Source organism: Streptomyces sp. NPDC057474, from assembly GCF_042802555.1.
GTDB lineage: Bacteria > Actinomycetota > Actinomycetes > Streptomycetales > Streptomycetaceae > Streptomyces.
The window spans coordinates 28,724-40,595 of record NZ_JBHVDX010000077.1 but is presented as its reverse complement, the minus strand read 5'-3'; the positions used below and the strand labels follow the sequence as shown (position 1 = coordinate 40,595).

At 71.1% G+C, this 11,872-nt stretch carries 10 protein-coding genes; 4 read left to right on the top strand and 6 right to left on the bottom strand.

Annotation, left to right across the window (positions count from 1 at the left end; genetic code table 11):
• Nucleotides 1–47 precede the first annotated feature (47 nt).
• Nucleotides 48–542 (bottom strand): DUF3145 domain-containing protein, encoded by a 495-nt coding sequence (locus tag ACFU53_RS22315; RefSeq protein ID WP_037704450.1) that lies wholly within the window; start codon nucleotides 540–542, stop codon nucleotides 48–50.
• 277 nt (nucleotides 543–819) lie between these two features.
• On the opposite strand from ACFU53_RS22315, the gene ACFU53_RS22310 reads away from it, so the two are divergent.
• Together ACFU53_RS22310 and ACFU53_RS22305 are read left to right on the top strand one after the other, a co-directional pair.
• The gene (locus ACFU53_RS22310) at nucleotides 820–1,725 is read left to right on the top strand and encodes an SGNH/GDSL hydrolase family protein (RefSeq protein ID WP_383995017.1); all 906 of its coding nucleotides are present in this window, start codon (nucleotides 820–822) and stop codon (nucleotides 1,723–1,725) included.
• A 51-nt stretch (nucleotides 1,726–1,776) separates the two neighbouring features.
• Nucleotides 1,777–2,766: an aldose epimerase family protein gene (locus ACFU53_RS22305; RefSeq protein WP_383995015.1), complete on the top strand. Its 990-nt coding sequence runs from the start codon at nucleotides 1,777–1,779 to the stop codon at nucleotides 2,764–2,766.
• Between the two features lie 93 nt (nucleotides 2,767–2,859).
• On the opposite strand, the gene ACFU53_RS22300 is transcribed toward ACFU53_RS22305, so the two are convergent.
• The gene (locus ACFU53_RS22300; protein ID WP_383995012.1) at nucleotides 2,860–5,322 is read right to left on the bottom strand and encodes a glycoside hydrolase family 3 protein; all 2,463 of its coding nucleotides are present in this window, start codon (nucleotides 5,320–5,322) and stop codon (nucleotides 2,860–2,862) included.
• Nucleotides 5,323–5,434: 112 nt separating this feature from the next.
• On the opposite strand from ACFU53_RS22300, the gene ACFU53_RS22295 reads away from it, so the two are divergent.
• Together ACFU53_RS22295 and ACFU53_RS22290 are read left to right on the top strand one after the other, a co-directional pair.
• Nucleotides 5,435–6,046, top strand: a complete 612-nt coding sequence (locus tag ACFU53_RS22295; RefSeq protein ID WP_383995010.1) for a TetR/AcrR family transcriptional regulator — start codon at nucleotides 5,435–5,437, stop codon at nucleotides 6,044–6,046.
• 161 nt (nucleotides 6,047–6,207) lie between these two features.
• Nucleotides 6,208–7,461 carry a pyroglutamyl peptidase gene (locus tag ACFU53_RS22290; protein WP_383995026.1) on the top strand — a complete coding sequence of 418 codons (1,254 nt, stop codon included), beginning with the start codon at nucleotides 6,208–6,210 and terminating at the stop codon, nucleotides 7,459–7,461.
• A 226-nt stretch (nucleotides 7,462–7,687) separates the two neighbouring features.
• Here ACFU53_RS22290 and ACFU53_RS22285 read toward each other — a convergent pair whose 3' ends face one another.
• The 4 genes from ACFU53_RS22285 to ACFU53_RS22270 all read right to left on the bottom strand — a co-directional run bounded on the left by ACFU53_RS22285 (nucleotide 7,688) and on the right by ACFU53_RS22270 (nucleotide 11,609).
• The gene (locus tag ACFU53_RS22285) at nucleotides 7,688–8,506 is read right to left on the bottom strand and encodes an EI24 domain-containing protein (protein ID WP_383995007.1); all 819 of its coding nucleotides are present in this window, start codon (nucleotides 8,504–8,506) and stop codon (nucleotides 7,688–7,690) included.
• Between the two features lie 119 nt (nucleotides 8,507–8,625).
• On the bottom strand, nucleotides 8,626–9,837 hold the full coding sequence (locus tag ACFU53_RS22280; RefSeq protein ID WP_383995004.1) for a GDSL-type esterase/lipase family protein: 1,212 nt from the start codon (nucleotides 9,835–9,837) through the stop codon (nucleotides 8,626–8,628).
• 64 nt (nucleotides 9,838–9,901) lie between these two features.
• Nucleotides 9,902–10,480 carry a TetR/AcrR family transcriptional regulator gene (locus tag ACFU53_RS22275; protein ID WP_383995001.1) on the bottom strand — a complete coding sequence of 193 codons (579 nt, stop codon included), beginning with the start codon at nucleotides 10,478–10,480 and terminating at the stop codon, nucleotides 9,902–9,904.
• Nucleotides 10,481–10,550: 70 nt separating this feature from the next.
• Nucleotides 10,551–11,609: a protein kinase family protein gene (locus tag ACFU53_RS22270; RefSeq protein WP_383995023.1), complete on the bottom strand. Its 1,059-nt coding sequence runs from the start codon at nucleotides 11,607–11,609 to the stop codon at nucleotides 10,551–10,553.
• Nucleotides 11,610–11,872 lie beyond the last annotated feature (263 nt).

The following is an 11,872-nucleotide window of genomic DNA, read 5'->3' as shown; positions in this document are numbered from 1 at the left end:
GGGCCCCCACCGTCCGGTGGGGGCCCTTCACGTGTGCTGAGCAGCCGTCACACCACTTGGTGGAGCCAGCGGACCGGCGCGCCCTCTCCCGCGTATCTGAACGGCTCCAACTCGTCGTCCCAGGGCTTGCCGAGGAGCTTGGCGATCTCGGCCTCCAGGTCGGTCTCGCCGCGCTGGGAGCGGGTCAGGGCCGCTCGGAGGCGGTCCTCGGGGATGAGGATGTCGCCGTGAATGCCGGTGACGGCGTGGAAGATGCCGAGGTCGGGGGTGCAGCTGTAGCGCTCGCCCTCGGCGGTGGCACAGGGCTCGGCGGTGACCTCGAAGCGGAGGAGGTGCCAGCCGCGCAGCGCGGACGCGAGCTTGGAGGCGGTGCCGGCCTGGCCCTGCCAGGAGAACTCGGAGCGCCAGGTGCCCGGGGCGGCCGGCTGCCGGATCCAGTCGAGGTTCACGCGCGTCCCGAGAACACCCGCGACGGCCCACTCGACGTGCGGGCACAGCGCACGCGGCGCGGAGTGCACGTACAGGACTCCACGTGTCGTCACCGGGGGCCTCCACAGAGCAGGACATCTTGCGATTCGACGGATCGGCAGTGGCGACGCGGCCACGTGGCGAGGCTACCGTGCGGTGGGGCAAGGAGTGTGACGTACCGTCGGAGCCAGTGCCAGGAACAACTCGGGTTTCACCCGAGGGGACGCTTGTGCGGTACGGAACAGTTGCACCTTTCGCCGCACCGTTCCCCTCGGTCTCCCGTGTCGGGAACTCTCGCGCGTTGTCATGGGTGGGAACTTGCACGTGTAGAACCGACGAGGGGACCACGGGATGCGGAAGCGACGCCACCGTTCGAGGGCGGTGTTCGGCGTGGCCTTGACGGCGGTCCTGCTGGCCGTGGCCGGCTGCGACGCCACCGGTGGCGACTCCCCCGGCCCCGAGGGGACGGAGTCGAAGGCCAGGCCTTCCGCGTCGCCGACCCCCACCCCCGCCTGGGACAGCACCCCCGAGTCCCTGGCCGCCGTCGGCGACTCCATCACCCGCGGCTTCGACGCGTGCCAGGTGCTCTCCGACTGCCCCGAGGCGTCCTGGGCGACCGGCAGCGACGCCTCGGTCGACAGTCTCGCCGTACGACTGCTGGGCGCGGCCGGCGCGGCCCAGCGGAGCTGGAACTACGCGGTGACCGGGGCCCGGATGGCCGACCTGCCGAGCCAGGTGGCGCGGGCGGTGACCCATAAGCCGGAGCTGGTCACGGTGATGATCGGCGCGAACGACGCGTGCCGCGCGACCGCCGCCGACATGACTCCGGTCGCCGACTTCCGCGCCGACTTCAAGGACGCGATGGCCACCCTCCGGGACACCCTGCCCAAGGCGCAGGTCTTCGTGGCGAGCGTGCCGGACCTGAAGCGGCTGTGGTCCGAGGGCCGTACGAACCCGGTCGGCAAGCAGGTCTGGAAGCTGGGCATCTGCCCGTCCATGCTGGCCGAACCCGACCTCCTCACCGCTGCGGCCACCGAGCGGCGCGACACCGTCCAGGACCGGGTGGAGGCGTACAACGACGTCCTGCACGAGGTGTGCGCCGAGGACCGGTACTGCCGGTACGACGGGGACGCCGTCTTCGACTACCGCTTCGGGCAGACCCAGCTCAGCCAGTGGGACTGGTTCCATCCGAGCGTGGACGGGCAGGCCCGGCTGGCCGAGATCGCGTACCGGATCATCAGCGAGGAGGAGTCGTGACCTGGGGTTCTGCCGTGACCCAGGGTCATTCCGTGGCCTAGGGTTTCGCTCATGAGCGAACTTTTCGGCACACTTTCCGACGGCACGGCTGTTCATCGCTGGACATTGGAGCGGGGCGGCACCCGGGTGCGGATCCTGACGTACGGCGGGATCGTGCAGTCCGTCGAGGTCCCCGACCGGGAGGGGCGGGCGACGGATGTGGTGCTGGGGTTCGCCGACCTCGACGGGTACCTCCGGAATCAAGGGCCGTTCTTCGGGGCGCTCATCGGCCGTTACGCCAACCGGATCGCCGGGGGGCGGTTCACCCTCGACGGGCGAGCGTACGAGCTGGAGTGCAACAACCCGCCGAACTCGCTGCATGGTGGACCGCTCGGCTATGACAAGCGGGTGTGGGAGGCGGAGGGCGTCGAGGGCGCGGCCGGCGTACGGCTGTCGCGGGTGAGTCCGGACGGGGAGGAGGGCTTCCCGGGGCGGCTCGAGGTCTCCGCCACGTACACGCTGGACGAGGACGGGGGTGCGCTGCGGATCGCGTACGAGGCGGTCACCGACGCGCCGACCGTCGTGAACCTCACCAACCACTCTTATTGGAATCTGGCGGGGGCCGGGGCCGGGAGCGCGGGTGGGCACGAGCTGCGGATCGCCGCGTCGCGGGTCACGCCGGTGGACGCGGATCTGATTCCGACGGGTGAACTGGCGGATGTGGAAGGGACTCGGTTCGACTTCCGGGTGGCGCGGAAGGTGGGAAGTGGGTACGACCACAACTTCGTGCTCGACAAGGGGGTTACGGGGGGCGCCGAGGTGGTGGCCGAGCTGTGGGAGCCGGGGTCGGGGCGGGTGTTGAGCGTGGCGACGACCGAGCCGGGGATGCAGCTCTATACGGCGGACCATCTGGAGGGTGCGTTCGGGCCCGGGGATGGGATCGCGTTGGAGACGCAGCACTTTCCTGATTCGCCGAACCGGCCGCAGTTTCCTCGTACGGAGCTGCGGCCGGGGGCGGTTTATCGGTCGGAGACGGTCTATGGCTTCGGGGTGCGTTCGTAGTTCGGTCGGGCGCGGGTGCGTGGGGCTGGTCGCGCTCACGCGGCGGAGCCGCACATGGACACAGCCCCGCGCCCCTGACGGAGCTGCCGGTCCCTATGCCTCGATCGTCGCCGTCACACGGCGGTCCTCGATCGAGCGGCCCGCCTCCACGTCGTAAGAACCCTGCACGTACGCCCACGAGTTGGTCGTCTCGTCCCAGATCTCGAAGGCTCGGCGCGGGAGTTCGATGACCGCCTCCGCCGTCTCGCCGGGGGCCGCCGCCACCGTCGCGAAACCTGCCAGCCAGCGGGTCGGGCGGTTGTCGGCCGGGGTCGTGGGGGCCAGGTAGAGCTGGATGGTCTCCCGGCCTTCGCGTGCGCCCGTGTTGCGGATGCGTACCGTCGCCGTCGCACCCGTCACGTCGATGGACTCGTACGTCCAGTCGGTGTAGCCGAGGCCGTGGCCGAAGGGGTACGAGGGGGTCGCGGTGTGCTTGTCCCAGGCCCGGTAGCCGATGAAGACGTCCTCGTCGTAGGAGAGTTCACCGGAGGTCGGGACGACCTGGGTCACGGGGGCGTCCGGAAGGGAGCCCCAGGTGGTGGGGAGACGGCCGCCGGGCTCGTGGGTGCCGGTGAGGACGTCGGCGAGGGCGGCGCCGGCCTCCTGGCCGGGGAACCAGGTGAGGAGGACGGCGGCGACGTCGTCGCGCCACGGGAGTTCCACCGGGGAGCCGGCGTTGATGACCACGACGGTGTCCGGGTTGGCGGCGGCCACGGCGCGGACCAGGTCGTCCTGGCGGCCGGGGAGGCGGAGGTCCTTGCGGTCGAAGCCCTCGGACTCGACGCGGTCGGTGGTGGCGACCACGACGACGGCCGTGTCGGCGGCGCGGGCGGCGTCGACGGCCTCGGCGATCAGGTCGTCGGGGTCGCGCTGCGGCTCCTGGTGGCACAGGGAGAAGGCGATCATCGTGAACGGGGCGTCGGCGGGGAGCTCCACGACGTAGGTGAGGGAGACCGGCACCGGGGTGCCCGCCGTCAGCTCGACCTGGGCCTGGGGGACGGGGGCGCCGAAGAACGACACGAAGGGGTCGTCCGTGTCGGTGGTCTGCGCGTCGTCGAAGTGGGTCGTGCCGTCGACGGTGAGGGTGAAGGCGCCGAGGCCCTTGATGCCGAAGGTGTGCGTACCGGTCTCGCGCGGGATGAAAGTGCCGGTCAGCTCGACGGTGTGCAGGGTGGCGTAGGTGACGCCGTCGGGGAGGTCCGTGCCCACCCACTGGAGCTGGCCGCTGGGAACGGAGCCGGTGCCGAGGACCGTGCCGGTGCTGTCGCGGCAGACGGCGCGGAGGGTGAATCCCTTGTCCGCGATCGCCAGTTCCTCGTTGGGGTCCGCGCCCACGGCGTACGTCAGGCCGGCTTCGGGGAGGGCGGCCGTGAGGCCGTCGAGGGGGGAGACGACGCGGGAGGGGAAGACAGTGGCGGAGCCGCCGCCGAGGACACGGGCGTCGCGGGCCGCGGCACCGATGAGCGCGACCGTCGCGCCGGGCTTCAGGGGCAGCGTCGCCCGGCCGTCCCGTACCTCGTTGCGGACCAGGACGAAGGAGCGGCGGGCGATCTCTCGGGCCAGGGCCTCGCCGTCGACAGGGGCGGGGAGTTCGGTGACCACCGGGTCGGCGCCCTCCAGGATGCCGACGCGGGCGGCCAGACGCAGGACCCGGCGGACCGCCTCGTCGACCTCGGACTCCGCGACCTCACCGGCGCGGACGGCGGTCGCCAGGGCCTCGCCGTAGACGGTGACCGGGCCGGGCATGGCCACGTCGAGGCCGCCGGTGAGGGCGTCTGCCGTGGAGCGGGCGGCCAGCCAGTCGGAGACGTTGAAGCCGTCGAAGCCCCACTCGCCGCGCAGGACCTCGTTCACGAGGTAGCGGTGCTCGGTCATCGTGGTGCCGTTGACCGTGTTGTAGGCGGTCATGATGCCCCAGGGGTGGGCGTTCGCCACGATCGCCTCGAAGGGGGCCAGGTACAGCTCGCGCAGGGCGCGTTCGGAGACCAGATTGTTCACCGTGAAGCGGTCGGTCTCGGCGTCGTTGGCCACGAAGTGCTTGACGGTGGTGCCGACTCCGCCGGACTGCACGCCGGTCACATAGCCCGAACCGATCTCACCCGTGAGGTACGGGTCCTCGCTGTACGCCTCGAAGTGCCGGCCGCCCAGTGGGGAGCGGTGCAGGTTGACCGTGGGGGCGAGGAGGACGTGGACGCCCTTGCGGCGGGCCTCCTGGGCCAGCAACACGCCTGCCCGGCGGGCGAGTTCGGGGTCCCAGGTGGCGGCGAGGGCGGTCGGCGAGGGCAGCGCGACGGACGGGTCGTCGGCGGTCCAGCGCACCCCGCGTACACCGATCGGGCCGTCGGACATGACGAGGGAGTCCAGGCCGATCTCGGGGAGCGCGGGCAGGGTCCACATGTCCTGGCCGGAGAGCAGCCTCGCCTTGGCGTCGAGGTCCAGCCTGGTCAGGGCCTTCTCCACGGCCGCTTCGCGCGCCTCGTCGGCCGGGGTGGGGTGGGTACCCGGGGTTGCCGTCATCGCGGTGCCTCCTCGTCGAGTCCGGTTCGTCCGCCCATCGTGCATCCATTACCTGTAGAGCGGTAGGTTTCGTTATCCTGACGTTATATTTCTCGCTGTTCGGTGGCATCGGATGCCGTACGGTGACGGCATGAGCGGCACCAGCAGGACCAGGGGCGTCAGGGGTGAGGAGCGGCGCGCCGAGATCGTGCAGGCCGCGCTGGAGGTGATCGCCGAGCGTGGCTACCGGGGCGCGAGCATGGCCGCGGTCGCCGAGCGCGTCGGGCTCACCCAGCAGGGGCTGCTGCACTACTTCCCCACCAAGGACGCGCTGCTCGTCGCCGTCCTCAAGGAACGGGACCGGTGGGACGCCGTGCCCGACAGCCCACTGCGGCTCGATCTGCTGGGCTCCCTCGTCGAGTACAACGGCATGCGGCCCGGGATCGTGCAGACCTTCTCCGCGCTGCTCGGCGAGAGTGTCACCGAGGGGCATCCCGCGCGGGAGTTCTTCACGGAGCGGTACGGGCGGGTGCGGGGGGCCATGGCCGAGGTGTTGCGCGCCGAGTACGGCGACCGGCTGCCGAGCGGGCTCACGCCCGAGCGGGCGGCGCCGCTGCTGGTGGCCGTGATGGACGGCTTGCAGTACCAGTGGCTGCTGGACCCGGGGGTCGTGGACATGCCGGGGGCGTTCCGGGACTTCTTGGCGTTGTTGGGCGAGGGCGAGGTGCCGTCATCTGAGTCGTAGGGCATGGCGTGCGCCCCTTCCGTCACGCGATACTGCCGCCGTCCGGAGCGACACCCCCACGGCACGACAGCGACGGAAGGACCCGAACTCCCTTGGCTTCCCTACTGACTTCACCGACTTCACCGACTTCACCGACTTCTCGACGAGCACGCGGAGCGACGATAGGGCTGGCGGCCCTGCTGGCCGGTCTCTGCGCCCCCACCTCCGCCTCCGCCGCTGCTTCCGCCTCGGCCTCGACATCGGCCGTTTCGGCGGCGGCCCCCACCGTCGAGGAGCAGCGGCTCGACCGGGCCGTGCCTCAGGAGATCCTGCGGCGGTCCGGATTCGACTCCGTGGCACCGGAGTTCGGGCGGTCGCTGGACGGGGCGCGGTCGTACGCGCAGGCCGAGCGGATCGTCGTACGGCAGGGTGCTCGGCTGTGGACGCGGGCGGTGGACCGGGCGCAGGGGCGGGGTCCGGTGAGCGGGGATCTGAGCCGGGACGACGACCGGCCGTTGTACTGGGCGCGGTTGGGAATGACGCGGGAAGTGCGCGGGTGGGAGCCGGGGTTCCAGCTGAGTGATCGTCAGAGAGAGGCACTGCTCGGCAAGTTGGAGCGGGCTTCGCGCGGGCAGGACTCCATTCGGTACCCGCACGGCGGCAAGGGCGTGAAGCGGATTCTCGTCACCGGGTTCGATCCGTTCACACTGGACCGGGACGTGCGGATCTCCAACCCGTCCGGGGCGACGGCCCTCGCCCTCGACGGCACGGTGATCCGGACCGCCGACGGGCCCGCCCGCATCGAGACAGCCGTCTTCCCCGTCCGCTGGCAGGACTTCGCGGACGGCACGGTCGAGCGCACGCTCCGGGGGCAGCTGCCCCGGGTGGATCTCTTCGCGACCGTCAGCCAGGGCCGGGTCGGCCGTTTCGACGTCGAGCGGACCAACGGGGCCTGGCGCGGCGGCTTCGCCGACAACGACACCATCGGCCGCACCGAGACCATACCGGTGACCGATCCCGCCACCCAGCCCCAGTGGACGTCCACGACCCTGCCGTACGCGGACATCGTCGCCGCGAACACGGGCCGCTTCCCGGTGTACGACAACACGAGCGTGACCGAGATCCCGGCGGGCGGCACGTCGGCGGTCGTACGGCCTGACGGGCCTACCCCGGGATCGACCGCGCGGGCCGGGGGCGGCGGCGATTATCTCTCCAACGAGATCGCCTACCGCGCGACGCTCCTGCGCGACCGGCTGGGCCTGGGTGCCTCCCTGCCGGGCGGCCATGTGCACACGCCCGTCCTGCAGTTCGGGGCGGGCAACACGAATCCGGCGACCGGGACGGTGACCGATCCCGAGTTCGTACGGAACCGGCTGGACATCATCGCGCAGGTGCGGGCGATCGTGGCCGTGGCGATCAATGGCTCGGTCGCGTGATGGTCGGCTTCCAGGCTTGCGACGGTCTGGGCTGGGCCGGGTAGCGGGCCGGTAGCGTCTCGGTGCCATCCGGGACACGGGATGCGCTGCCGGCGTGCGGGGCCCCTGCTGCACCGCAGTGATGGTTCAGGGCCTCCCCGTTGCCTCTGGCCGTGCCACGGACCAGGCCGTGAGGGGCTCCGCCCGCCCGGATCGGACCACGGACAGGATCCGTGTCCGATCTCGTTCACGCGCCGATTTCGGGCTTCCGGAACATGGGGTTCGGATGGGGGACCTGGTTTCGCTCGTCCTCGCCGGTCGTCTCCTCGCCCAGCAGGTCGCGGGCCATGAGGGTGGCGCCCGCGACCGCGCCCGGCATCAGGAAGACGGCGACGACCGGCACCAGGAACGCGAGGGCGAGCGGGGTGCCGAAGCCCCAGATCAGCGTTTTGCGGGAGCGCAGGAGGGCGAGGCGGTCGCGGAGTTCGACGCGGCGGCGCTGGAGGGCGACGGCGGTCAGTTCCTCGGTGAGGAAGAAGCCCGTCACGAAGAAGCCGATCACGGGGACGACCGTCTGGCCGATGAACGGGACGAAGCCGAGGGCGAAGAGCAGTACGGCCCACAGGAGTGCCCGCACGACGATACGGAGGCTGTCGCGGGCCGAGAGCCACAACTCCTGCCACAGCGGCAGGCCGGACTCCGGTGCGGTGCCGTCCGGTGAGACGTCCCGGTCGACCTTCTCCGAGAGGTTCTCGTAGAAGGGCTGGCCGATGAGGAGGGTCACGGCGGTGAAGGTGATGACCGCGAGGGCCAGGGCGAGGGCGAACAGCACGGCGGTGAGGAGGCCGCGGAAGAGGCCGAGCCAGGGGCTGGACCAGTCGTCCGCGAAGGGGGTGGCCCAGGTGACGAAGTCCGGGCCCCAGAGGGCCAGGGCTACCAGGGCGCCCAGGTAGAGGACGAGTGTGATCAGGCCTGGGACCAGGCCGAAGCCGTACTGCTTGCCGTGCCTGGCCACCCATCGCTGGCCCTGGACGAGGTACTGGAAACCCACCCCTAGATCGCGCATGGGGCGCACTTTACCGAGAGGGGATGAAGGGGGTCTTCGGTGGGAGCCTACGTGCGGGTTGTAGGTGGCTGGTCGCGCCCACGCGGCGGAGCCGCATATCGATACGGCCCCGCGCCCCTTCAGGGCGCGAAGGGGCCCTTCGCTGTGAAGGCCAGCTCCGCGAAGCGTTCTCCGATGTGGCGGTGGGTCTCGGCGTCCGGGTGGAGGTCGTCGGGCAGGGGCAGGGCGGTGGCTTCGGGTTCGCCGTAGAGGGCGAGGCCGTCCAGGTAGTGGAGGTTGGGGTCTTCGGGAGAGCGCTGGGCCACTACGGCGGAGAGTTCGTCGCGGATCACTCGGAGGGTGAGCTTTCCGGGGGTGGGGTCCTCCGGGTCGCCCATGGCGCGGAAGCGGAGGCGGCCTTCGGCGAGGTCGGTGAAGTCGGGGGCGCTGGGGCCGGGGGTGTCCTCGTGGATGGGGCAGAGGATCGGGGAGACGACGAGGAGGGGTGCGGTGGGGTGGCCGTCGCGGATGGTGTCGAGGAAGCCGTGGACGGCGGAGGTGAAGGCGCGCAGCCGCATCACGTCGTGGTTCACGAGGTTGATGCCGATCTTGACGCTGATCAGGTCGGCGGGGGTGTCCCGCATGGCGCGGGCGGTGAAGGGGTCGAGGAGGGCGCTGCCGCCGAGGCCCAGGTTGATCAGTTCGACGCCGGCGAGGGAGGCGGCGTGGGCGGGCCAGATGGCGGTGGGGCCGGCGGCGTCGGAGCCGTGGCTGATCGAACTGCCGTGGTGCAGCCACACCTTGCGGCCCAGGTCCGGGGCCGGCTCGACGGGGGCGTCGGTGCGCAGGGCGACGAGTTCGGTGGTTTCGTTGTGCGGGAGCCAGATATCGATCGTCTTGAGGCCGTCGGGGAGGTCCGTGAAGGTCACGGTGCCGGGTGGGCCGGGGTGGTGCTCCGCCGTTCCTGCGGTCATGTCGACGGTCACGGTGTTGCCGTCCGGCACGCTCGCCCGGCCGGTCAGGCGGCCGTCGACGAGGAGTTCGTAGAGGCCGTCCGGGCGGGGCGGGGCGCCCACATAGGTCCGCTTGGTGCGCAGGGCGTCCAGTTCGACGGCCGTGGCGCGGGTGCGGAAGACCAGTCGTACGCCGGAGGGCTGGGACTCGACCATGGCCAGCTGTGGATCGGTGCACTGGGCACGGGCCCGGGCGGGCAGCCGGTGCGGCAGCATGCCGTGCTCGGTGCGCTCCAACTCCAGCGCGCCACGCAGGAGTTCGGCGGTGATGGGGGTGGTGATCCAGGAGCGCTGCGGGTGGTTCCGGCGGTTCGTGCGGTTCTCGTGCTCTGTGGGCATGGCTCAACCTGACGATCAGTGGGGGTGGATTGTCCGGCGGTGCGTGGCGTGGCTCGCCCGGCGATCAACGGGGTGGAGGGGCGGGCCAGTTGCGCAGCAGGGCGTCGAGGGCGTCGAGAATCCGGTCCCAGCTCTGCTGCGAGTCGGGGGCGCTGTGGCTGAAGCCGCCGGCCGACTCCAGGCTGACGTAGCCGTGGAAGACGCTGCCGAGGAGCCGGACGGCGTGGGTCTGGTCCGGTTCGGTGAGGTCGTAGCCGCGCAGGATCGCCCTCGTCATCTGCGAGTGTCTGGCGCCCGCACTGGCCGCGGCCGCCTGTGGGTCCAGTCTCAGCTGGGCCGCCGTATAGCGGCCGGGGTGTACGCGGGCGTAGTCGCGGTACACGTTCCCCAGCGCCGCCAGCGCGTCCTTGCCGGCCCGTCCGGCGAGCGCGGTGGCGCCCCGGTCGGCCAGTTCCTCCAGGGCGAGCAGGGCGATCCGGGTTTTGAGGTCCTGGGAGTTCCGCACATGCGAGTACAGGCTCGCGACCTTCACGTCGAACCGCCGCGCCAGCTCGGAGACGGTCACCTCGTCGAAGCCGATCTCGTCGGCCAGATCCGCGCCCGCCTGGGCGAGGCGTTCCGGGGTGAGCCCTACGCGCGCCATGACCGTGACACCGCCCTTCCGTTCGACGGTATCGATTATGCAGTTGCCTAAAACTTTTAGGCAACTGCCACTATCCCTTAGGCCAGGGGGCGAGCCTGCGCAGCTCCTCCAGCGGGTACGGCGTCTCCCTGCCCTCCTCGCCCAGGCGGCGGAAGAAGTCCGCCATCACCGTGGCGAGCGGGGCGTACCGGGTGATCATCGCTGCCGCAACCTCCGGGATGCCGGTGGGACGCTCGCCCTGGGTGTACGCACGTATCCGGACCTCGCGCTCGTCCCGGTCGTAGCCATACAGGTCCTTGAGCAGCCAGTTCACCAAGTAGCTGCAGGAGTAACAGCGGTCGTAGCCGCGGTGGCGGTCGAAGAAGGCGGTCTCCTGCGGGGTGAGGTCGAAGTGGGAGGAGAGGGCGAGGCCGTAGTCGGCGAAGTAGAGGCGGTGGCCGTCGGTCAGGATGTTCTGGAAGTGCGCGTCGAAGTGGAGCAGGCCTCGGCCGTTCATGAACGAGATACCGGCGGCCAGTTCCCGCTCCACCAGGGCGCAGGCCCGGTCCGCGGTCTCGGCGCCGACGGCCGTCTGTTCGCCCAGCCACTCGTGGAGGTTCCGCGGGATGTACTCCAGGAACAGCGCGATGCTCGCGGTGGACTTCTGGCGGGCCTCGATGCGGTGGCGTACGCCGGGGTCGCCGCCCCAGTAGGCGACGGCCCGTTCGACGTCGGCCAGTTCCTCGGGGAGGGGCGTGCAGTCCGGCACCACCCGCCAGTGGTGCATGAGCGGGAAGCCGTCGTACTCCCCCGCGAGCGCCCAGTTCGTCGTCATCGTGTGGACGGCGAGTTCCCGCCAGGCGCCGAATCCGGGGCTGCCGATGGCGCCGACGCCGTACTGGCAGAAAGGCGGGAGCCGGAAGAGGTTCGCCGTGGAGTGGACGTGCACCGGTCGCCGCTCGAGGTCGGTGAGGGGCACCCGTTTCACAAAGACCGGGGTTCCGTCGACCTCCAGCAGCGCCGACGTGCCACCGATGCCGGAGCCGATCGGGGCTGCCCTGTCGAGGAGTTCGGCCAAGGCGCGGTCGCTGTACAGGGCGAGGGCGGAGGAGACGGCGCTGTGGGCGGTCAGGCGTGCGGCGCGTGACATGTCGGAGGGCTTCACCCCTGATGCGTAACACCCGGGAGGGGCCTTGGTCGTCCGGTCTTGGTCATTCGGGCTTGATCGGCGGTCATGGTCGGCCGGTCTGGGACGGCTGGTCCGGGCGGGCGGTCTGGGACGGCTGGTCCGGGCGGGCGATCCGAGGCAGACGGTCCGAGGCGCCGGTCTGAATCGGCTGGTCCGGAGCGGGCAGTCCAAGGCGCCGGTCTGAATCGGCTGGTCCGGAGCGGGCAGTCCAAGGCGCCGGTCTG

Coding starts and splice junctions, on each gene's coding strand:
- ACFU53_RS22310 (WP_383995017.1), top strand. CDS start 820: ATGCGGAAGCGACGCCACCGTTCGAGGGCGGTGTTCGGCGTGGCCTTG.
- ACFU53_RS22305 (WP_383995015.1), top strand. CDS start 1,777: ATGAGCGAACTTTTCGGCACACTTTCCGACGGCACGGCTGTTCATCGC.
- ACFU53_RS22300 (WP_383995012.1), bottom strand. CDS start 5,322: ATGACGGCAACCCCGGGTACCCACCCCACCCCGGCCGACGAGGCGCGC.
- ACFU53_RS22295 (WP_383995010.1), top strand. CDS start 5,435: ATGCCGTACGGTGACGGCATGAGCGGCACCAGCAGGACCAGGGGCGTC.
- ACFU53_RS22285 (WP_383995007.1), bottom strand. CDS start 8,506: ATGCGCGATCTAGGGGTGGGTTTCCAGTACCTCGTCCAGGGCCAGCGA.
- ACFU53_RS22280 (WP_383995004.1), bottom strand. CDS start 9,837: ATGCCCACAGAGCACGAGAACCGCACGAACCGCCGGAACCACCCGCAG.
- ACFU53_RS22275 (WP_383995001.1), bottom strand. CDS start 10,480: ATGGCGCGCGTAGGGCTCACCCCGGAACGCCTCGCCCAGGCGGGCGCG.
- ACFU53_RS22270 (WP_383995023.1), bottom strand. CDS start 11,609: ATGTCACGCGCCGCACGCCTGACCGCCCACAGCGCCGTCTCCTCCGCC.